Source organism: Streptomyces olivochromogenes (assembly GCF_021538895.1).
GTDB lineage: Bacteria > Actinomycetota > Actinomycetes > Streptomycetales > Streptomycetaceae > Streptomyces > Streptomyces olivochromogenes_A.
On record NZ_JADDRL010000024.1, the window covers coordinates 82,479 to 102,467 of the forward strand.

The window sequence follows — 19,989 nt, forward strand, 5'->3', positions numbered from 1 at the left end:
TTCGAGGAGTTGGGCCCTCCGGGTGGTCACGTACAGCGACGCCCGGGAGAGGTCGGGGTGCGCCGGGGGGCGCATCCGCGCAGGGGTGGTGCCTCGCCGTTCGCACACCGCGACTCCCCAGTCACGCTACGCTCACGAAGACCCCGACGCAGAACGCGCCAACTCGACACCAGACCGACAGCTCACCCAGTCCCACACCTTCACCCCCCATCGCACTCCTTCACCCCTCTTCGCGGCACTTCACTGCAGAACGGCACAAGGCGACGAATGCCCCAGCACACCTCCGGGTCCGACCGGGCGGCGCTCCCCCCAGCCGCCCGTGACGGTGGCAGCATGCGGCGGCCCGCTCCCTCGACGCTCGACGAGCTGTGGCGGTCGTACAAGGCGACGGGGGACGAGCGGTTGCGGGAGCAGCTGATCCTGCACTACTCGCCACTGGTGAAATACGTGGCGGGACGGGTGAGCGTCGGTCTGCCGCCGAACGTGGAGCAGGCCGATTTCGTGTCCTCGGGGGTGTTCGGGCTGATCGACGCGATCGAGAAGTTCGACATCGAGCGGGAGATCAAGTTCGAGACCTACGCCATCACCCGGATCCGCGGCGCCATGATCGACGAGCTGCGGGCGCTGGACTGGATCCCGCGCTCGGTGCGGCAGAAGGCGCGGAACGTGGAGCGGGCGTACGCGACGCTGGAGGCCCGGCTCAGACGCACGCCGTCGGAGTGCGAGGTGGCCGCCGAACTGGGCATCGAGGTGGACGAACTCCACGCGGTCTTCAGCCAGTTGTCGCTGGCCAATGTGGTCGCCCTGGAGGAGCTGCTGCACGTCGGCGGCGAGGACGGGGACGGGCTGAGCTTCATGGACACGCTGGAGGACACCGCCGCCGACAATCCGGTGGAGGTGGCCGAGGACCGGGAGCTGAGACGGTTCCTGGCGAGGGCCATCAACACGCTGCCGGAGCGCGAGAAGACCGTCGTCACGCTCTACTACTACGAGGGGCTCACGCTCGCCGAGATCGGCAACGTGCTGGGGGTCACCGAGAGCCGGGTGAGCCAGATCCACACCAAGTCGGTGCTGCAGCTGCGGGCGAAGCTGGCCGGCTTCGGCCGCTGAGCCGGCCGGTCGGCGGGGGCGGAAGTCGGCGTGCGTGGTGTGGAGTGCCTCCCGCCCGGGGTGGCACGTCCGTACAGTGGTTGACGTGCCAAGGATTCGAGCGGCCTCCGTGGCCGAGCACCGGTCGATGCAGCGAGCCGCCCTGCTGGACGCGGCTCGCTCCCTGCTGTCCGAGGGCGGGACGGAGGCGCTGACCTTCCCGGCCCTCGCCGAGCGGACAGGGCTGGCGCGGTCGTCCGTGTACGAGTACTTCCGGTCACGGGCCGCCGTGGTCGAGGAGCTGTGCGAGGTCGACTTCCCGGTGTGGGCGGCTGAGGTCTCGGCGGCGATGGAGCGGGCGGAATCGGCCGAGGGCAAGGTCGAGGCGTATGTGCGCCAACAGCTCGCCCTGGTCGGCGACCGGCGCCACCGGGCCGTCGTGGCGATCTCGGCGAGCGAACTGGACGCGGGGGCCCGCGAGAAGATCCGCGCCGCCCACGGCGGACTCGTCGCGATGATCGTCGAGGCACTGGCGGAGCTGGGACACGAGCAGCCCCGACTGGCGGCCATGCTCCTCCAGGGCGTCGTGGACGCGGCCGTCCGCCGCATCGAACTCGGCGCGGCGGAGTCCCCCACGGACATCACGGCCGCGGCGGTGGCGATGGCCCTGCGAGGCGTACGCGGCTGAGGCCCGGGGGCAGAGCAACGGCGCGGCGAATACCGCCAGCGGCGCCGCGCGGGCGGGCGTCAGGTCGGCGGCGCCGGCGCCGGCCCTGGGCGGGCAGCGGAGGGGCGAACACCGACCAAGCAGTGGCCTCACACCGGCGGCGGCAGATCGGTGCCGGCGCCAGCCTTGGGCCAGGCAGCGGTATGGCGAATGCCGGCACTGCGGTGGGCCTGCGTGGGCAGCGGCGTGCGCTGACACGGCGCCAGCCCAGCGGCGGGGCGAACGTTGGCCAAGCGGCAGCCTCACGCGGGTGACGGCAGGTCGGCGTCGGCACCAACCCTGGGCCCGGCAGCGGGATGGCGACTACCGGCACTGCGGCGGGCCTGCGCGGGCAGCGGCGCGCTGACACCGGCATCAGCCCTGCGGGGGCAGTGGTGCGGCGAACGCCGGCCAAGCGGTGACCTCATGCCGGTGATGGCAGGTCGAGGTCGGCACCAGCCCTGGGCCACGCCAGGCCGCGGCCCCGGTCGCTGGTCGGTAGCCGTGCGCCGGGCACCCGTAGCGCCAGCCCAGCCCTACGCGGGCACCGGCACTCCCAGCACCGGTAGCAGCCTTGACGGACCCCCGTTCAGGAGCCATGGGGGCAGTAGGGACAGGGGGTTCAGGTACGTCTTGCCTCTCCGCAGGCCCCAGTGGAGGCATATGGTCGTGCAGTGGGAGCCCGTCGGGTCCAGGGTGCCCAGGGTCTCGCCCGCAGCCACCTCGTCGCCCTTGTGGACCGACGGGGTCACCGGTTCGTAGGTCGTTCGCAGATCCGTTCCCCCGAGCTCCACGGACACCACGCCCCGGCCCGCCACCCGGCCCGCGAAGGACACCCGGCCGGCCGCCACCGCCCGTACCGGAGTCCCGGGGGCCGCGCCCAGGTCCACGCCCCGGTGGCCGCGGCCGTACACCGTGGCCGGCGGCTCCCAGCCGCGCAGGACCGCCGGGCGTACCCCCACCGGCCAGGCGCGGCCGATCGCCGGTACCGGTGGTCCCGAGTCGCCGGGGCCGGGCGCCGGCGGATCCGCCCCGCCGGTCCCGACCGCCCAGGCCGCCACCGTCGCCCGGGCCACCACCGCCGACGGGGCCAGGACCGTCATCACCAGGCCCATCAGCACCACCACCAGGCCCGGCAGCAGCCACCCCCACGCCGCCCCCACCCACCGCACCGCTCGTGTCACAGACATGCGAGAACCGTCCCGCACACCGATCGATCACGATCGCGATCTGGGGACAACTCACCGGTTGTGGACAGGGGCGTCACCCAGCGCCTCCCCGGTCCCGTACACTTCTGGTGGCGACCCGGGCCACCGGGTCGACTTCGCACGCCCCGACACGACGCGCGACCGGAGACGGTCCGTTCGTGTCAGCGCCCCTCGGTCCTTCGCGGCACGGCGCACCGCGGGCGTCAGGAGCGGGTGCCGTCCGGCACCCGCGGCACAACCGAGAAAACTCAAGGAGAACGGCCATGGCCGTCGTCACGATGCGGGAGCTGCTGGAGAGCGGCGTCCACTTCGGTCACCAGACCCGTCGCTGGAACCCGAAGATGAAGCGCTTCATCTTCACCGAGCGCAACGGCATCTACATCATCGACCTGCTCCAGTCGCTGTCGTACATCGACCGCGCCTACGAGTTCGTCAAGGAGACCGTCGCCCACGGCGGCACGGTCATGTTCGTCGGCACGAAGAAGCAGGCGCAGGAGGCCATCGCCGAGCAGGCCACCCGCGTCGGCATGCCCTACGTCAACCAGCGCTGGCTGGGCGGCATGCTCACCAACTTCTCGACCGTCTACAAGCGTCTGCAGCGCCTCAAGGAGCTTGAGCAGATCGACTTCGAGGACGTCGCCGCGTCCGGTCTGACCAAGAAGGAGCTTCTCGTGCTCTCGCGCGAGAAGGCCAAGCTGGAGAAGACCCTCGGTGGTATCCGCGAGATGCAGAAGGTGCCCAGCGCCGTCTGGATCGTGGACACCAAGAAGGAGCACATCGCGGTCGGCGAGGCCCGGAAGCTCAACATCCCGGTCGTCGCGATCCTCGACACCAACTGTGACCCCGACGAGGTCGACTACAAGATCCCGGGCAACGACGACGCGATCCGCTCGGTCACCCTGCTCACCCGTGTGATCGCCGACGCGGTCGCCGAGGGTCTCATCGCCCGCTCCGGTGTCGCCACCGAGGGCAAGGGCGAGAAGGCCGCGGGCGAGCCGCTCGCCGAGTGGGAGCGCGACCTGCTGGAGGGCGAGAAGAAGGCCGAGCCGCAGGAGGCCGCCCCGGCCGCCGAGGCTCCTGCCGCTGAGGCCCCCGCCGCTGAGGCCCCGGCTGCCGAGGCTCCGGCTGCTGAGGCTCCGGCTGCTGAGGCCCCCGCCGCCGAGGCTCCGGCCGCCGAGGGCGAGCAGGCCTGACCGTCAGCGTCGGTGTTGACGGCGGGAGCGGTGACATGAAGTCCGCTCCCGCCGTTCACCCGTCGGTCAGCGGAGCGTTCGCGGAGCCCGTTACATGGGGTACGCAGACTCCGTAGATCTTCGATCTTCCAGACTTCGAGAAAGATTCACAGACTCATGGCGAACTACACCGCCGCCGACGTCAAGAAGCTCCGTGAGCTCACCGGCGCCGGCATGATGGACTGCAAGAAGGCGCTGGACGAGGCCGAGGGCAACGTCGAGAAGGCCGTCGAGGCGCTGCGCATCAAGGGCCAGAAGGGCGTCGCCAAGCGCGAGGGCCGCTCCGCCGAGAACGGCGCCGTGGTCTCCATCATCGCCGACGACAACTCCTCCGGCGTCATTGTCGAGCTGAAGTGCGAGACGGACTTCGTCGCCAAGGGCGAGAAGTTCCAGGCCGTGGCCAACACCATCGCCCAGCACGTCACCAAGACCTCCCCGGCCGACATCGAGGCCCTGCTCGCCTCCGAGATCGAGCCCGGCAAGACGGTCCAGGCGTTCGTGGACGAGGCCAACGCCAACCTGGGCGAGAAGATCGTCCTGGACCGCTTCGCGCAGTTCGCCGACGGCTTCGTGCTTGCCTACATGCACCGCACGATGCCCGACCTGCCCCCGCAGATCGGTGTCCTGGTCGAGCTCGACAAGCCGAACGCCGAGGTCGCCAAGGGCATCGCCCAGCACATCGCCGCCTTCGCGCCGAAGTACCTGTCCCAGGCGGACGTGCCGGCCGACGTCGTCGAGTCCGAGCGTCGCATCGCCGAGGAGACCACCCGCGCCGAGGGCAAGCCCGAGGCCGCGATCGCCAAGATCGTCGAGGGTCGCCTCAACGGCTTCTTCAAGGACGCCACGCTGCTCGGCCAGCCGTACGCGCTGGACAACAAGAAGTCGGTCCAGAAGATTCTGGACGAGGCCGGTGTCACCCTGAAGCGCTTCGCGCGCATCAAGGTCGGCATCTGAGTCCGTACCGCGATCGAAGCACGACCCCGATAGGGTCGACAGCAGTCGTCCGGGCACACCGCCGCACCAGGGCACGTGGCGGACGGCAGCAGATCTGACGAGGAGGCCATTGCCGCGCATGGGAGCGAATCGCGACCCCAACCGGCAATGGCCTTCTTCGTATGTGCACCACGTAACAAAGGCGGGATCTCCATGACCACCAAGGCCCAGAAGAGCGACGACGGCAAAGTACGCGGCCGGTTTCTGCTGAAGCTGTCCGGAGAGGCGTTCTCCGGTGGCGGGGGCCTCGGCGTGGACCCCGACGTGGTGCACAAGATCGCCCGCGAGATCGCGGCCGTCGTCCGGGACGGCGCGCAGGTCGCGGTCGTCATCGGCGGCGGCAACTTCTTCCGCGGCGCCGAACTCCAGCAGCGCGGCATGGACCGCGCCCGCTCCGACTACATGGGCATGCTCGGCACCGTGATGAACTGCCTCGCCCTCCAGGACTTCCTGGAGAAGGAGGGCATCGACAGCCGGGTGCAGACCGCCATCACCATGGGGCAGGTCGCCGAGCCGTACATCCCGCTGCGCGCCGTGCGGCACCTGGAAAAGGGCCGCGTGGTCATCTTCGGCGCCGGTATGGGCATGCCGTACTTCTCCACCGACACCACCGCCGCCCAGCGCGCCCTGGAGATCGACGCCGAGGCGCTGCTGATGGGCAAGAACGGCGTGGACGGGGTCTACGACTCCGACCCCAAGCGGAACCCGGACGCCGTCAAGTTCGACTCCCTGGGCTACGGCGAGGTCATCACGCGCGACCTCAAGGTCGCCGACGCCACCGCCATCACGCTGTGCCGCGACAACAAGCTCCCGATCCTCGTGTTCGAGCTCCTGGCGGAGGGCAATATCGCGCGAGCCGTCAAGGGTGAGAAGATCGGCACGCTGGTGGGTGACCAGGACAGCCGGGACTGACCATGGCTCCCCCGGTGCCCGACCGGGGGATGGACAATGTCCTGCCGGTCGGGAACCGTGCAGGAAGAAGACGCGACGCAGCCGGCCGCCGCCACCGCCAAGGAACCGCAGCCGGGCCTACTCAAGACACGCAGGAGCAAGTGGTGATCGAAGAGACCCTCCTCGAAGCCGAGGAGAAGATGGAGAAGGCCGTCGTGGTCGCCAAGGAGGACTTCGCCGCGATCCGTACCGGCCGTGCGCACCCGGCGATGTTCAACAAGATCGTGGCCGACTACTACGGCGCGCCGACGCCGATCAACCAGCTGGCTTCGTTCTCCGTGCCGGAGCCGCGCATGGCGGTCGTGACCCCGTTCGACAAGACCGCGCTGCGCAACATCGAGCAGGCGATCCGCGACTCCGACCTGGGCGTCAACCCGAGCAACGACGGCAACATCATCCGCGTGGTGTTCCCCGAGCTCACCGAGGAGCGCCGCCGCGACTACATCAAGGTCGCCAAGGGCAAGGCCGAGGACGCGCGTGTGTCCATCCGCTCCGTGCGCCGCAAGGCCAAGGACGCCATCGACAAGCTGATCAAGGACGGCGAGGTCGGCGAGGACGAGGGCCGCCGTGCGGAGAAGGAACTCGACGACACCACCGCGAAGTACGTCGCCCAGGTGGACGAGCTCCTGAAGCACAAGGAAGCGGAGCTTCTCGAGGTCTGATGAACGATTCTTCCTGGGGCGCGCCGGCGCAGGCCGGCTACTGGGGGCCCACCACGCAGGCCCCTGGCCAGGGACATGTCCAGGGGGCTGCCCCGGCGGGTCCCGCGTACGATGCGCATGACGCCCAGCAGACTCGCCCCATGCCCATCGTCCCCGACGACGTACCCGCGTACGGCCCGGACCAGGATGACCACCCGGGGGCCGCTCGGCTGAGCGGCCCCTTGTTCCGCGACGAGACGCCGCAGGCGCAGCCCTACCAGGTGGCGCCGCAGAATCCGGAGCCCATGCCCGACGCCACGCAACCGGCGCCCGCACCGCAGAAGAAGTCTGCGGGCCGGGACCTCAGCGCGGCCATAGGCGTCGGCGTCGGGCTCGGCGTCGTGATCGTGGCGTCCTTGTTCATCGTCAAGGCCGTCTTCGTCGGCGTCGTGGCCGTCGCCGTCGTCGTGGGACTGTGGGAACTGACCAGCCGGCTCCAGGAGCGCAAGGGCATCAAGGCGCCCCTGGTCCCGCTGGCGCTCGGCGGTGCGGCGATGGTCGTCGCCGGGTACGTGCGGGGTGCCGAGGGTGCCTGGGTGGCCATGGCGCTGACGGCGCTGGCGGTCCTGGTGTGGCGCATGACGGAGCCACCCGAGGGCTACCTCAAGGACGTCACGGCGGGTGTCTTCGCGGCGTTCTACGTGCCCTTCCTGGCCACCTTCGTCGCGATGATGCTGACGGCCGACGACGGTCCGTGGCGTGTGCTGACCTTCCTGCTCCTCACGGTCGTCAGCGACACCGGCGCGTACGCCGTCGGCTGGCGCTTCGGCAAGCACAAGCTCGCTCCGCGCATCAGCCCCGGCAAGACCCGCGAGGGGCTGCTCGGCGCGGTGGCGTTCGCCATGGCCGCCGGTGCCCTGTGCATGCAGTTCCTGATCGACGACGGCACCTGGTGGCAGGGCCTCCTGCTGGGCCTCGCGGTCGCGGCCAGCGCCACGCTCGGCGACCTGGGCGAGTCCATGATCAAGAGGGATCTGGGCATCAAGGACATGGGCACGCTGCTCCCCGGTCACGGGGGCATCATGGACCGGCTGGACTCGCTGCTGCCGACGGCTCCGGTGGTCTGGCTGCTGATGGTGGTCTTCGTCGGCTCCGCGTGAGTACGACGTGTTTCTCGAGTACGACGTGTTTCTTATGCGTACGGCGATGGGCCGCAGCTCCGTCAGGGCTGGGGCCCTTTGTCGTACCCGGGTAACGGGTGCGTGCTGCGATGGTGACGCGCACGACCCGGTGGGACGATCGGAAGTAAGCCCTCACGCGGGGAAACCCTGAGCGGATGGAGGAGGGCGTGATGTCCGCCTTCCACGAAGAGATCACCGTCGACTGCACTCCCGAGGACGTCTGGGCCTACGTCATCGACCCCTCCCACCTGCCGGAATGGCAGCTGGGCACGGTGTCCGCGGAAAAGCTCGACGAGGGGGACCTCGGCCTCGGCTCCCTGCTCCGCGTCATCCGGCACGTCGGCACCCACGAGGTACCGATGACCATGGAGGTCACCGAGTACGAACCACCCCACATCTGGGGCATGCGCGGCATCGACGGCCCCGTCCGGGGGCTCGTCCGCGGTGAGATCACGCCCATCGACGGGGGCCGCCGCGCCCGCGTGTCGATGGACCTCGACTTCGAGGGCCACGGGTTCGGCAAGGTCCTGCTGCCCCTGCTCGTGCGCCCGCAGGCCCGCAAGGAGCTGCCGCGCAACGAGCAACTGCTCAAGGACCACCTGGAGCACACGGGCGCCGCCGGGGAGCAGTGAGACGTACGCGGCGAGACGCACGCGGCGACACGTACACGCCGCACCCGGCGGAACCCGGATGCCGTACCACGAATGGCCGGACGGCACGGCCCGGCCGCACACTCCCGAAGGGGGCGACAGTTTCGGGAGTGGTGCGCGATGACCTACGACTCGGCCTCCGCCTCGGTCTCCGACACGCCTGAGCCGCCGGTGCGGTTCTGGCCCGTCGCCGACCTGCCCGGCCTCGACCCCGATCCGTTCCTGGACGAGGTGCTGCGCGAGGAGCCGATCACCCGGATCAAGCTGCCGTACGGGGACGGGGACGCCTGGCTCGTCACCCGGTACGAGGACGTCCGCTTCGTCACCGCGGACCCGCGCTTCTCCCGCGAGCAGCTCCTCGGCCGGTCCGTGACCAGCATGCGGCCGGAACCGGTGGCCTCGCAGACGGCCGGGCTCCAGTACATCGACCCGCCCCGGCACAACCGGCTGCGCCGGGTCGTCGCGCGGGCCTTCACGGGCCGGAGCATGCAGCGGCTGCGCCCGCTGGCCGAGGGGCGGGCGGCCGAGCTGCTCGACGTCATGGAGGCGGCCGGGGCACCGGCGGACCTCATGGAACACCTCCACGGCCCCTTCCCGATCGCGGTGGTCCGCGACTTCCTGGGCGTGGAGGAGAGCGACTGGCACCGCTGGGCCCAGACCGGTGAGGCGCTGCTGTCGGCGGGCTCGGACGCCCAGGGGCGCGGCAAAGAGGCGAGCCAGAACACCCGCGCCCGGATCGTCGAGCTCCTGGAGCGCCGCCGCCAAGAGCCCCGTGAGGACCTGGCCGGAGTGCTGGCGCAGGCGGTGGAGGCCGGCGAGATCACGGACGACGAGGCGATCTCCCTCGCCACCGCGATCCAGGTCAGCGGCGGGCACGCGGTGCGCAACAACAGCGGCTCGATGATGTACGCGCTGCTCACCCACCCCGAGCAGATGGACCGCCTGCGGCGCGAACCGGAACTCCTGCCGAAGGCCGTCGACGAGCTGTTCCGCTACGTCCCCCACCGCAACGGCGTCGGCATCCCTCGCGTCGCCACCGAGGACGTGGAGGTGGGCGGCCGGTTGATCCGTGCCGGTGACGTGGTCTACAACGCCTACGTCGCCGCCAACCGTGACCCCGAGGCCTTCGCCGAGCCGGACGCCCTGGACTTCGACCGCGAGACCAACGCCCACCTGGCTTTCGGCCACGGCCCCCACCACTGCCTGGCCGCGATCATGGCCCGCATGGAGGCCGAGGTCATGATCTCCGCCCTCCTCACCCGCTTCCCCGACCTCCGCCTGGCCGTACCCCCCGCGGAGGTCGCATTCCAACGCCAGGGCCTGATCCGGGGCCCGAAGACGCTTCCCGTGATCTGGTAAGGCCGCCGCCTACTCCAAGAAGCCGAGTGCGGTGTCGGGGCGGCAGTGTTTGCATGCCGGTACCTGCCGGCGCAGCGCGTCGAGCGCCTGTGTCCGTGAGATACCGACGCACCTGCCGCTCCTGGTCACCTGCCAGCACCCGCCCGCATGCACCGCGACCAGGTTCTTCTTGTCCAGGCCACGCTCGATCAGCCACTCCGGCGGAGGTGGCCGCATCTCCTCGCCGCGGCGGCGCTCCGCCTCCCGCCTCTGCTCCTCGGCGATCCACCGGTCGAGCTGCGCCAGCGCCGCCTTGGCCTGCTGGATCACGACACGGCGCGCGAAGTGCAGCAGCTCCAGCCGGGACGGCGATTCGTCGGTCACATGTTCGATTCTAGATATCCGTGGGCCACCGAGCACCACGGCCCCGGCCGCGCACTGCGCCGGCAGCCCTCGGTGAAGCCGACCCCGCACGGCCGACGCCCTGGGTCACCCATTTGGATCTGCGACACTGGTACAGCCATGCCTAAGCCCGGAGAACTCACTTTCGTAGCGCCGCGCGGTGCCAAGTTGCCGCCGCGGCATCTTGCCGATCTCTCGCCCGCGGAGCGTAAGGACGCCGTTGCCGCGATCGGTGAGAAGCCGTTTCGTGCCAAGCAGCTGTCCCAGCACTACTTCGCGCGGTACGCGCACGACCCGGCGCAGTGGACCGACATCCCGGCCGGTTCGCGCGCCAAGCTGCAGGAGGCGCTGCTTCCTGAGCTGATGACGGTCGTGCGGCATCTGTCGACCGACCAGGGAACCACCCGCAAGACGCTGTGGCGGCTGTTCGACGGGACGCTCGTCGAGTCGGTGCTGATGCGGTACCCCGACCGGGTGACGATGTGCATCAGCTCGCAGGCCGGATGCGGGATGAACTGTCCCTTCTGTGCCACCGGCCAGGCGGGGCTGGACCGGAATCTGTCCACCGCCGAGATCGTCCACCAGATCGTGGACGGGATGCGGGCGCTGCGCGACGGCGAGGTCCCCGGCGGCCAGGCCCGGCTGTCCAACATCGTGTTCATGGGCATGGGCGAGCCGCTCGCCAACTACAAGCGCGTCGTCGGCGCCATCCGTGCGCTCACCGACCCCGAGCCGGACGGGCTCGGGCTGTCGCAGCGCGGGATCACCGTGTCGACCGTCGGGCTCGTGCCGGCCATCCACCGGTTCGCCGACGAGGGCTTCAAGTGCCGCCTCGCGATCTCCCTGCACGCGCCGGACGACGAACTGCGCGACACCCTCGTCCCCGTGAACACGCGGTGGAAGGTGCGCGAGGTGCTGGACGCCGGATTCGAGTACGCCGCCAAGTCCGGGCGCCGGCTGTCCATCGAGTACGCGCTGATCCGGGACATCAACGACCAGGCCTGGCGCGGCGACCGGCTCGGCCGGCTGCTCAGGGGCAAGCCCGTACACGTCAACCTCATCCCGCTGAACCCGACGCCGGGCTCCAAGTGGACCGCGTCGCGGCCCGAGGACGAGAAGGCGTTCGTCGAGGCGATCGCCGCGCACGGCGTGCCGGTCACCGTCCGGGACACCCGTGGTCAGGAGATCGACGGTGCCTGTGGTCAGCTCGCGGCCACCGAGCGGTAATCTGACCCGGTCAGTACATCTTCATATTCCGACAGGGGAGCGCCACAGCGCTGAGAGTGCGGCAACCGGGCCGCAGACCCTCTGAACCTCGCCCAGGTCATTCTGGGTAGGAAGTTCGGTCATTACTCAAGCTGTTGCGCCCTGTCCGGGCACCGGCGGAATCCTCCGCGCGGTTCCCGGGCGGGGCCGCGTCTCTTCCTGGTCAACCCCAGGAGGAAATCCAGTGCACCACAAGACCCTCGTGGCCGTCGCCGCCGGGCTCGGTCTCCTCACGCTGTCCTCGCTGACCGCGTGCGGCTCGTCCGACGGCAAGGCCTCGACGGACTCCAAGACCATCACCCTCGTCAGCCACAACTCGTGGGCCGTCTCGAAAGGCGTGCTCAAGGACTTCGAGAAGCGGTCCGGCTACCAGGTCAGGGTTCTCAACGACGGCGACGCCGGCCAGGCCGTCAACAAGGCGATCCTGACCAAGGACAACCCGCAGGGCGACGTCTTCTTCGGCGTCGACAACACCCTGCTCTCGCGCGCCCTCGACAACGGGCTGTTCCAGCCGTACGAGGCCAAGGGGCTCGGCACGGTCGGTGCCGAGTACCAGCTCGACAAGGGCAAGCACCGGGTCACGCCCATCGACTACGGCGACATCTGCGTCAACTACGACAAGGCGTACTTCGGCAAGCACAAGCTGACCCCGCCGCAGTCCCTCGACGACCTGGTCAAGCCCGAGTACAAGAACCTCCTCGTCACCGAGAACGCGTCCACGTCCTCGCCCGGCCTCGGCTTCCTGCTCGGCAGCGCCGCGCACTACGGCGACAACGGCTGGCAGGACTACTGGAAGAAGCTGAAGGCCAACGGCGTCAAGGTCGTTGACGGCTGGGAGCAGGCGTACAGCGACGAGTTCTCCGGGTCGGCCGGAGGCAGGAAGGCGCACGGCGACCGGCCGCTCGTCGTGTCGTACGCCTCCTCCCCGCCCGCCGAGGTCATCTACGCGAAGCCGAAGCCCGACACGGCCCCGACCGGAGTGTCGTACGGCACCTGCTTCCGGCAGATCGAGTTCGCCGGGCTGCTGAGCAACGCGAAGAACACCGAGGGCGGCAAGGCGCTCATCGACTTCCTGGTCTCCAAGGAGTTCCAGGAGGACATGCCGCTCAACATGTACGTCTACCCGGTGGTGCGGGGCGCGAAGGCGCCCGCCGAGTTCACGAAGTACGGGGCTGCCGCCAAGGACCCCGAGACCATGGCCCCCGACAAGATCGCCGCCAACCGCGACCAGTGGGTCAAGTCGTGGACCTCGCTCGTACTGAAGTAGTCCCCGGCAAGGGGCGCATGGGGAACGCGGCACGGCTCGCGCTGCTGGCCGGGCCGGTCGCGTTCTTCGCGCTGTTCTTCGCCTATCCCGTCGCCGCGATCGTCGCCCGCGGGCTGAAGGTCGACGGGGTCTGGCGGTTCGGGCGGATCACGGACGTACTCGCGCAGTCCGACATCCGGCACGTGCTGTGGTTCACGACCTGCCAGGCGCTCGCCTCCACCGCGCTCACCCTGCTGATCGCGCTGCCCGCCGCGTATGTCTTCGCCCGCCTCGACTTCCCGGGCAAGAACGTGCTGCGGGCCGTCGTCACCGTCCCGTTCGTGCTGCCGACCGTGGTCGTCGGTACGGCGTTCCTCGCGCTGGTCGGCCGCGGCGGGCTGCTCGACGACCTGTGGGGCGTACGGCTGGACACCACCGTGTGGGCGATCCTGCTGGCGCACGTCTTCTTCAACTACGCGGTCGTCGTACGGACGGTGGGCGGGCTGTGGTCGCAGCTCGATCCGCGTCAGGAGGAGGCCGCCCGGATGCTGGGCGCCTCGTCCCTGGCGGCCTGGCGCAAGGTCACGCTCCCGGCGCTCGCCCCCGCCGTGGCCGCTGCCGCGCTGATGGTGTTCCTGTTCACCTTCACCTCCTTCGGTGTGGTCCAGATCCTCGGCGGGCCCACGTTCTCCACCCTCGAAGTGGAGATCTACCGGCAGACCTCCGAGATCTTCGACCTCTCCACGGCCGCGGTCCTCACCCTCGTCCAGTTCGCCGCGGTGGGCGTGATCCTCGTCGTGCACGCCTGGACGGTACGGCGCCGTGAGAGCGCGCTGCGGCTGGTGGACGCGTCGGTGACGGCGCGCCGGCCGCGCGGGCCGGGGCAGTGGGCGTTGCTGGCGGGTGTCCTCGCCACCATCGCCGTCCTTCTGCTGCTGCCGCTCGCCGTGCTGGTGCAGCGCTCGCTCGACGCCCCGGGCTTCGGCTACTACCGGGCACTGACCAGCGAGGACGGCGGTACGTTCCTGGTGGCGCCGATCGCCGCGATCGGGAACTCCCTCCAGTACGCCGTCGCCGCCACCGCCATCGCCGTACTGATCGGCGCTCTCGCGGCCGCCGCGCTCGCCCGGCGTGACGCGGGACGCCTCGTGCGCGGCTTCGACGCGCTGCTGATGCTGCCCCTGGGCGTGTCCGCGGTGACCGTCGGCTTCGGCTTCCTCATCGCGCTCGACGAACCCCCGCTGGACCTGCGGCAGTCCTGGATCCTCGTCCCTCTCGCGCAGGCGCTGGTCGGCGTGCCCTTCGTGGTGCGGACCATGCTGCCCGTGCTGCGCGCGGTGGACGTACGGCTGCGCGAGGCGGCGGCGGTGCTCGGGGCGTCGCCGTTTCGGGTGTGGCGGGAGGTGGACCTGCCGCTGGTGCGGCGGGCGCTGCTGATCGCGGCCGGGTTCGCCTTCGCCGTGTCGCTGGGGGAGTTCGGGGCGACCGTGTTCATCGCGCGGCCCGACAGCCCGACGCTGCCCGTCGCGGTGGCGCGCCTCCTCGGGCGGCCCGGTGATCTCAACTACGGGCAGGCGATGGCCCTGTCGACGATTCTGATGGTGGTGTGCGCCGTGGCGCTGCTGGTCCTCGAGCGGCTGCGCACCGACCGGACCGGGGAGTTCTGATGCTGCTGAGCCTTCAGGGCGCGACCGTACGGTTCGGCGGGCGGGCCGTGCTCGACGCCGTCGACCTCGCCGTCGCCGAGCACGAGATCGTGTGTGTGCTCGGGCCCAGCGGCAGCGGCAAGTCGACGCTGCTGCGGGCGGTGGCGGGGCTCCAGCCCCTCGACGCCGGGCGCGTCGCGCTCGACGGGCGGGACCAGGCGGGCGTGCCCGCGCACCGGCGCGGGGTCGGGCTGATGTTCCAGGACCATCAACTCTTCCCGCAGCGGGACGTGGGCGGCAACGTGGCGTTCGGGCTGCGCATGCGCGGCGCGGACAAGAAGGAACAGGGCGTCGAGGTAAGGGAGTTGCTGGAGCTCGTGGGGCTGCCGGGCGCCGCCCGTCGGGCCGTCGCCGGGCTCTCCGGCGGCGAGCAGCAGCGGGTGGCGCTGGCCCGGGCCCTCGCGCCCCGGCCCCGGCTGCTGATGCTGGACGAGCCGCTCGGCCAGCTCGACCGCTCGCTGCGCGAGCGGCTCGTCGTCGAACTCCGCGAGCTGTTCGGCCGGTTGGGCACCACCGTGCTCGCCGTGACGCACGACCAGGGCGAGGCGTTCGCGCTCGCCGACCGGGTCGTGGTGATGCGGGACGGGCGGATCGCCCAGTCCGGTACTCCTCTTGAGGTCTGGCAGCGCCCCGTGGACGAGTTCGTGGCCCGCTTCCTCGGCTTCGACAACGTGGTGCCGGCGACGGTCGCGGGAGCGGCCGCGGTCACCCCGTGGGGCAAGCTCCCGGTGCCCGAGGACGCGCCGCAGGGGACGCGCTCGCTGCTCGTACGGCCCGCCGGGGTGCGGCTCGTGGCGGCCGCCGAGGGCCTGCGCTGCACGGTGACCGCCCGCACCTTCAAGGGCACCCATGTCGCCGTCCACCTCAGGCCCGAGGACGGCGGGCCGCGGCTGGAGGCGGCGTGCGCGCTGCGGGCGGCGCCGGAGGTCGGGCAGGAGACCGGAGTGGAGTTCGACTCGACCGAAATCGTCGTGCTCGGCTGATCACCTCGGCCCTAGGGTGAGGGCCATGACGCGACTCGCACATGACCGTTACTGCGACGAAATCGCCCACCAGGTGAGGCAGCTGCGGGACGTGGTGACCTCCGGCGCCGACCTCACCGCGACCGTGCCGACCTGTCCGGACTGGTCGCTGGAGCAGCTCGTCCGGCACGAGGGTGGAGCCCTGCGCTGGGTGCACGCCCTCGTCAGCAGCCGTGCGGAGAAGAACATCCCGTACGAGGAGATCCCGCTCGCCGGTGGCCCCGAGGAACAGGGCGACCCCGCCGCGCTGGACGCCTGGCTCGCCGAGACCGGGGACCTGGTGGTCGGCGCGCTGCGGGAGGCCGGGCCGGACACGAAGGTATGGGGCTGGCTCGGGGACCTCAGCTCCGGCTTCTGGGCCCGCCGTATGGCGCACGAGATCACCATCCACCGCGCGGACGCCACCCTCGCCGCCGGGCTGCCCTACGAGGTGGCGGCCGAGGTCGCCGTCGACGCGCTCGACGAGTGGCTGGAGATCGCCGAATGGGCCACGCGGCGCGAGGGAGAGGCGGCGGAGCTGCTGGCCGGGCCCGCCCGCAGCATCCACCTCCACGCCACCGACACCGCCCCCGAGCTGAACGCCGAATGGATCGTCGAGTTCGGTGAGGGCGGCGTCGGCTGGCGCCGCGGACACGAGAAGGCGACGGTCGCTCTGCGCGGCCCGCTCACCCCGGTCCTGCTCGCCTTCTACCGCCGCCTTCCGCTGGACGCCCCGGAGCTGGAGATCCTCGGCGACCGGAAGGTGCTGGAGTCCTGGCTGGAGCGGGCGTCGTTCGGCTGAACGGCCGTGGCCCGCCCCCGGATACGGGGACGGGCCACGACTGTGTACGGAAGTGGGGCGTCAGCTGCCGCTCTTCGACCCACGACGGCGCATGCCGAAGAACACGGCGCCACCGCCGACGACGACCAGGGCACCCGCGACACCGGCGATCAGACCGGTGTTGGAGTTCGCACCGGTCTCGGCGAGGTTCGAGTCACCGGCCGCCGGGGACGGCGCGTTGCTGGAGGTCTCCGCCGGCGCGGTGCTGGTGCTCTCGGAGCCCGACGGGGTCGGGGTCTCGGACGTGGGCGGGGTGGACTCGGGCTTCGACGGCGACGGGGTGGCCGACGGGGTCGGGGTCGGGGTGTCCTCGGTCTTGCAGGCCGTGGACGGCGTGGTCACGTTCGGGGTGATGTCCTCGTCGACCTGGTTGCCGGCCTTGACGTGGACCCGGTACGTCGCGTTCGGCTTCCAGTCCTCCGAGAAGGACACCGTGGTGCCCTTCTTGGAGCCCTTGATCTCCTGCGGTTCGCCGACCTGCTTCGCGTCGGCGCCGTTGTTCTCGAGGAACACGGTGATCGTGGCCGGCGTACCGGAGGGGTCCTTGTCGGTGACGACGATGGCGCCCTTGCTGCCGTCGCACGTGGCTTCGGCGGAGAACTCACGGATGTTGCACGCGAGCGCGGTGTTGGTGACACCCAGCACGAGCGCCACGGAGGCGGAGGCGACACCCAGGATGCGCACGGAACGGCGTGCGTTGCGGCGAGTTATGGACACGTTTGTCCTTTACAGAGTGCAAACTGCGGGGGGTAGGGGAGCGGATGAGACAACGGTGAGGTGAGGCCTCACCACCCCCAGGAGACTCACAGGTCTATAAGCGCTTCGTAAGAAGTGTCAATGCATATGCGGTCCACGGGCGTTGGCTTTGCCCGCTTATTAACTGCCGAGACGTTTCAACGCGTCGGGAGCCTCCTCGATCCGGTCAACCAGGGCGATTCGGTTCTCCATCGAACGCTCGCGCGCCAGGGACTGGAGCAGGGGCCAGGCCGGCAGCCGCCGGGTCCAGTGCTCGCGGTCCACGAGGACCATCGGCGTGGGCTCGCCCCGCGACTCGTAGTAGTTGGGAGTCGCGTTGTCGAAGATCTCCTGTACGGTCCCGGCGGCGCCCGGCAGGAACACCACGCCCGCGGTGGAGCGGGCCAACAGGCCGTCCTCGCGCAGGGCGTTGGCGAAGTACTTGGCGATGTGCGCGGCGAAGGCGTTCGGCGGCTCGTGGCCGTAGAACCAGGTGGGGATGCCCACCGACGCGCCGCCGTCCGGCCAGCGCTCGCGCACCTTGAAGGCGGCGTGCGCCCAGTCGGTGACGGACGGCCGGAAGCCGGGTGCCTTGGCGAGGAGCCGCAGCGCCTCGGTCAGCATCCCGTCGTCGAACGGGGCCGCGTACGCGCCGAGGTTGGCGGCCTCCATGGCCCCCGGACCGCCGCCGGTGGCCACCGTCAGCCCGGCGCGGGCCAGTTCGCGGCCGAGGCGCGCGGCACCGGCGTACTCCTGCGTCCCGCGCGCCATGGCGTGCCCGCCCATGACGCCCACCACCCGTGCGCCGACGAGGAGTTCGTCGAGGGCGTCGGAGACGGCGTCGTCGTGGACCGCGCGGAGCATGGAGGAGAAGACGTCCCCGTCGGCCTTGGTCTGCTGGAACCAGGCGTACGCGCGGGCGTCCGGGGTGGCCTCGTACCCCTCGTCGAGCGAGGCGAACAACTCGTCGGGGCCGTAGACGAAACCGCGGTAGGGGTCGAAGGGCAGGCCCGGGACGGGCGGGAAGACCAGGGCGCCGGCCGCGCGCACCTTGGCGGCGGCCTCGGGGTCCATGGGGCAGCCGAGGAAGACGGCACCGGTGGAGTCGATGTCGAGGAGCACGTGCGTACGGTCCGTCAGATCGACGGCCTGGACACGGAATCGGGCGAGTGAGCCGTGCTCGGCGACGACCTCGTCGAACTCGGCGAGCGACTCTATCTCGCGGTCGTGGGCGGCTCGGTTGGGCTGGGCGGGTGTCGGATGCACCCGCCCATGCTAGGCAGCGCCGCAAGCCCGTTCGGGGTCAGCCCTGGACCGCCGCCGGGTCCATCCACACGACCTCCCAGGTGTGCCCGTCGAGGTCGTCGAAGGCACGGCCGTACATGAAGCCCTGGTCCTGGGTCTCGCCGGTGGCCGTGCCGCCCGCCGCGATCGCCTTGTCGACCAGCTCGTCGACCTTCTCGCGGCTTTCGGCGCTCAGACAGATCAGGACCTCGCTCGTCCTGGTGGAGTCGGCGATCTCCTTCTTCGTGAAGTCGGCGTAGCGCGACTTGCTGAGCAGCATCGCGACGATGGTGTCGCTGATCACGACGCAGGCGTTTTCGTCGGTGCTGAACTGGGGGTTGATCGTGTAGCCGAGCTCGGTGAAGAACTTCTTCGACGCCTCGACGTCGTTGGTGGCCAGGTTCACGAAGATCATCTGCTGGTACATGCGGGCCTCTCCCTCGGGTTCGTGCTGTTCGGTGGGGTAGACCCCAGCCCGTCGGAGAACTCATCGGCGGCCGGAGATTTTTTCTCGGGAAGATGTTCAGCCGGACAGCGGGAGTGCGGCAAGGTCCGCGATGACCAGCGTGAGCGGGCCGAACACGGCGAGCAGGGCGGCCGCGCGCAGGGCCGCGGCGGCGCGCAGCATCGTGGCGGGGGCGCCGAGGCGGAGCAGGGCGGCGGTGGTGTCGGCGCGGGACTGCCGGGTCTCCACGGCCACCGTGAGGAGCGTGCCGAGGACGCAGCCGACGACCAGCACCGCGCCGAGGGTGGCGAGCGGGCCGTAGGACGGGGTGGTGTCGGCGTACGGGTCGGTCATCGCGTACGCGGCGGACGCGACCGCGCAGAGCACACCGAGCGGGCGGCCGAGGCGCGGTGCCTCCGCCATGAGCACACGGCCGGCGAGCAGCCGCAGGGCCGCCGGGCGTACGGCCTGGAGGAGGCGGCCGGTCAGATGGGTGAGGCCGGGGGCGGCCAGGATCAGGCCGAAGGCGGTCAGCAGCCAGCCGACGAGCACTCCGGTGGGGCCGACGGCACCCTCGGCGCCCGGGAGCGCGGAGACCGGACCGGTCGCGGAGCGGCTCGCGTACGCCTCCACGGCGAGACCGGCGGCCAGCACGGCGATGCCCCAGGGGAGGCCGTTCGGAGGCGTACGGGGGTCGGGCGCGTCGAAGGCACGGGCCCAGTCGGCCTCGGGGGCCGGGCCGTGGAGCTCGGCGAGGTCGTCCGTGCTCGGGCCGTGGGGCTCGGCGAGGTCGTCCGGGATCTGTGCGTGGGGGGCGCCGAGGTCGTCCGGGATCTGTGCGTGAGGGTCGCCGAGGCGTTCGCGGGCCGCTGCGAAGGGGTCGGCGAGCCGCTCACGGGCCGGTGCCTGCGGGGCGTCGAGGAGGTCCGTGCTCCGTGCCGGGGAGGCGCCCGCGCGGTCCGGGGGCGGTGTGGTGCCGTCCGCCGGGCCCGGGACGGTGGCCCGGACCGGTCGGCGGGCGCCGAAGCGGCCGTACGCGCCGAAGGTGTCGCGCGGTGTCGTGCGGGCGCGGGC

Annotated in this window: 19 protein-coding genes and 1 pseudogene; 14 read left to right on the forward strand and 6 right to left on the reverse strand. The window is 70.9% G+C overall.

Annotated features, from left to right (window positions below):
- Positions 1–267: 267 nt before the first annotated feature.
- A complete protein-coding gene (gene whiG, locus IPZ69_RS15030) occupies positions 268–1,110 on the forward strand; it encodes an RNA polymerase sigma factor WhiG (RefSeq protein ID WP_235454618.1) in 843 nt (280 codons plus the stop codon).
- A 109-nt stretch (positions 1,111–1,219) separates the two neighbouring features.
- Entirely contained in the window at positions 1,220–1,777 is a 558-nt protein-coding gene (locus IPZ69_RS15035; protein WP_235454637.1) for a TetR/AcrR family transcriptional regulator, read from the forward strand.
- A gap of 554 nt (positions 1,778–2,331) precedes the next feature.
- On the opposite strand, the gene IPZ69_RS15040 is transcribed toward IPZ69_RS15035, so the two are convergent.
- A complete protein-coding gene (locus tag IPZ69_RS15040; protein ID WP_235454619.1) occupies positions 2,332–2,985 on the reverse strand; it encodes a murein hydrolase activator EnvC family protein in 654 nt (217 codons plus the stop codon).
- Between the two features lie 281 nt (positions 2,986–3,266).
- Here IPZ69_RS15040 and rpsB point away from each other — a divergent pair, with 281 nt between their 5' ends.
- The 7 genes from rpsB to IPZ69_RS15075 all read left to right on the forward strand — a co-directional run bounded on the left by rpsB (position 3,267) and on the right by IPZ69_RS15075 (position 10,010).
- Positions 3,267–4,196, forward strand: coding sequence for a 30S ribosomal protein S2 (gene rpsB, locus IPZ69_RS15045; RefSeq protein WP_235454620.1), 930 nt, complete (start codon positions 3,267–3,269; stop codon positions 4,194–4,196).
- 156 nt (positions 4,197–4,352) lie between these two features.
- A complete protein-coding gene (gene tsf, locus IPZ69_RS15050; protein ID WP_235454621.1) occupies positions 4,353–5,189 on the forward strand; it encodes a translation elongation factor Ts in 837 nt (278 codons plus the stop codon).
- 192 nt (positions 5,190–5,381) lie between these two features.
- Entirely contained in the window at positions 5,382–6,140 is a 759-nt protein-coding gene (pyrH, locus tag IPZ69_RS15055; protein ID WP_235454622.1) for a UMP kinase, read from the forward strand.
- Between the two features lie 143 nt (positions 6,141–6,283).
- Positions 6,284–6,841 carry a ribosome recycling factor gene (gene frr, locus IPZ69_RS15060; protein ID WP_069783545.1) on the forward strand — a complete coding sequence of 186 codons (558 nt, stop codon included), beginning with the start codon at positions 6,284–6,286 and terminating at the stop codon, positions 6,839–6,841.
- Positions 6,841–7,980 (forward strand): phosphatidate cytidylyltransferase, encoded by a 1,140-nt coding sequence (locus IPZ69_RS15065; protein WP_235454623.1) that lies wholly within the window; start codon positions 6,841–6,843, stop codon positions 7,978–7,980. The genes frr and IPZ69_RS15065 overlap by 1 nt, the downstream gene beginning before the upstream one ends.
- A 191-nt stretch (positions 7,981–8,171) precedes the next feature.
- Positions 8,172–8,633 (forward strand): SRPBCC family protein, encoded by a 462-nt coding sequence (locus IPZ69_RS15070; protein ID WP_235454624.1) that lies wholly within the window; start codon positions 8,172–8,174, stop codon positions 8,631–8,633.
- A 138-nt stretch (positions 8,634–8,771) separates the two neighbouring features.
- Positions 8,772–10,010 carry a cytochrome P450 gene (locus tag IPZ69_RS15075; RefSeq protein WP_235454625.1) on the forward strand — a complete coding sequence of 413 codons (1,239 nt, stop codon included), beginning with the start codon at positions 8,772–8,774 and terminating at the stop codon, positions 10,008–10,010.
- Between the two features lie 9 nt (positions 10,011–10,019).
- Here IPZ69_RS15075 and IPZ69_RS15080 read toward each other — a convergent pair whose 3' ends face one another.
- Positions 10,020–10,373 carry a DUF6233 domain-containing protein gene (locus tag IPZ69_RS15080; RefSeq protein WP_235454626.1) on the reverse strand — a complete coding sequence of 118 codons (354 nt, stop codon included), beginning with the start codon at positions 10,371–10,373 and terminating at the stop codon, positions 10,020–10,022.
- 138 nt (positions 10,374–10,511) lie between these two features.
- On the opposite strand from IPZ69_RS15080, the gene rlmN reads away from it, so the two are divergent.
- The 5 genes from rlmN to IPZ69_RS15105 all read left to right on the forward strand — a co-directional run bounded on the left by rlmN (position 10,512) and on the right by IPZ69_RS15105 (position 16,412).
- Positions 10,512–11,618 carry a 23S rRNA (adenine(2503)-C(2))-methyltransferase RlmN gene (rlmN, locus tag IPZ69_RS15085; RefSeq protein ID WP_235454627.1) on the forward strand — a complete coding sequence of 369 codons (1,107 nt, stop codon included), beginning with the start codon at positions 10,512–10,514 and terminating at the stop codon, positions 11,616–11,618.
- A 223-nt stretch (positions 11,619–11,841) separates the two neighbouring features.
- Positions 11,842–12,924: a thiamine ABC transporter substrate-binding protein gene (locus IPZ69_RS15090; protein WP_235454628.1), complete on the forward strand. Its 1,083-nt coding sequence runs from the start codon at positions 11,842–11,844 to the stop codon at positions 12,922–12,924.
- 17 nt (positions 12,925–12,941) lie between these two features.
- Positions 12,942–14,570 (forward strand): ABC transporter permease, encoded by a 1,629-nt coding sequence (locus IPZ69_RS15095; RefSeq protein ID WP_235454629.1) that lies wholly within the window; start codon positions 12,942–12,944, stop codon positions 14,568–14,570.
- A complete protein-coding gene (locus IPZ69_RS15100) occupies positions 14,570–15,592 on the forward strand; it encodes an ABC transporter ATP-binding protein (protein ID WP_235454630.1) in 1,023 nt (340 codons plus the stop codon). Before IPZ69_RS15095 ends, IPZ69_RS15100 begins: the two co-directional genes overlap by 1 nt.
- A gap of 25 nt (positions 15,593–15,617) precedes the next feature.
- Positions 15,618–16,412: a maleylpyruvate isomerase family mycothiol-dependent enzyme gene (locus IPZ69_RS15105; protein WP_235454631.1), complete on the forward strand. Its 795-nt coding sequence runs from the start codon at positions 15,618–15,620 to the stop codon at positions 16,410–16,412.
- A gap of 60 nt (positions 16,413–16,472) precedes the next feature.
- Here the strand turns inward: IPZ69_RS15105 and IPZ69_RS15110 are convergent, their stop codons facing one another.
- From IPZ69_RS15110 to IPZ69_RS15125, 4 genes and pseudogenes are all read right to left on the reverse strand, one after another.
- Entirely contained in the window at positions 16,473–17,168 is a 696-nt protein-coding gene (locus tag IPZ69_RS15110; RefSeq protein ID WP_235454632.1) for an LAETG motif-containing sortase-dependent surface protein, read from the reverse strand.
- A 159-nt stretch (positions 17,169–17,327) separates the two neighbouring features.
- Positions 17,328–18,452 (reverse strand): LOG family protein, encoded by a 1,125-nt coding sequence (locus IPZ69_RS15115; RefSeq protein ID WP_235454633.1) that lies wholly within the window; start codon positions 18,450–18,452, stop codon positions 17,328–17,330.
- 37 nt (positions 18,453–18,489) lie between these two features.
- The gene (locus IPZ69_RS15120; RefSeq protein WP_235454634.1) at positions 18,490–18,897 is read right to left on the reverse strand and encodes a VOC family protein; all 408 of its coding nucleotides are present in this window, start codon (positions 18,895–18,897) and stop codon (positions 18,490–18,492) included.
- A 96-nt stretch (positions 18,898–18,993) separates the two neighbouring features.
- Positions 18,994–19,989 (reverse strand): annotated as a pseudogene (locus IPZ69_RS15125) (hypothetical protein); the annotation flags it as partial.

Bases quoted from the DNA above. Each gene is read 5' to 3' on its own strand.
- whiG (WP_235454618.1), top strand. From the start codon at position 268: ATGCCCCAGCACACCTCCGGGTCCGACCGGGCGGCGCTCCCCCCAGCC.
- IPZ69_RS15040 (WP_235454619.1), bottom strand. From the start codon at position 2,985: ATGTCTGTGACACGAGCGGTGCGGTGGGTGGGGGCGGCGTGGGGGTGG.
- rpsB (WP_235454620.1), top strand. From the start codon at position 3,267: ATGGCCGTCGTCACGATGCGGGAGCTGCTGGAGAGCGGCGTCCACTTC.
- tsf (WP_235454621.1), top strand. From the start codon at position 4,353: ATGGCGAACTACACCGCCGCCGACGTCAAGAAGCTCCGTGAGCTCACC.
- pyrH (WP_235454622.1), top strand. From the start codon at position 5,382: ATGACCACCAAGGCCCAGAAGAGCGACGACGGCAAAGTACGCGGCCGG.
- IPZ69_RS15065 (WP_235454623.1), top strand. From the start codon at position 6,841: ATGAACGATTCTTCCTGGGGCGCGCCGGCGCAGGCCGGCTACTGGGGG.
- IPZ69_RS15070 (WP_235454624.1), top strand. From the start codon at position 8,172: ATGTCCGCCTTCCACGAAGAGATCACCGTCGACTGCACTCCCGAGGAC.
- IPZ69_RS15075 (WP_235454625.1), top strand. From the start codon at position 8,772: ATGACCTACGACTCGGCCTCCGCCTCGGTCTCCGACACGCCTGAGCCG.
- rlmN (WP_235454627.1), top strand. From the start codon at position 10,512: ATGCCTAAGCCCGGAGAACTCACTTTCGTAGCGCCGCGCGGTGCCAAG.
- IPZ69_RS15095 (WP_235454629.1), top strand. From the start codon at position 12,942: ATGGGGAACGCGGCACGGCTCGCGCTGCTGGCCGGGCCGGTCGCGTTC.
- IPZ69_RS15100 (WP_235454630.1), top strand. From the start codon at position 14,570: ATGCTGCTGAGCCTTCAGGGCGCGACCGTACGGTTCGGCGGGCGGGCC.
- IPZ69_RS15105 (WP_235454631.1), top strand. From the start codon at position 15,618: ATGACGCGACTCGCACATGACCGTTACTGCGACGAAATCGCCCACCAG.
- IPZ69_RS15120 (WP_235454634.1), bottom strand. From the start codon at position 18,897: ATGTACCAGCAGATGATCTTCGTGAACCTGGCCACCAACGACGTCGAG.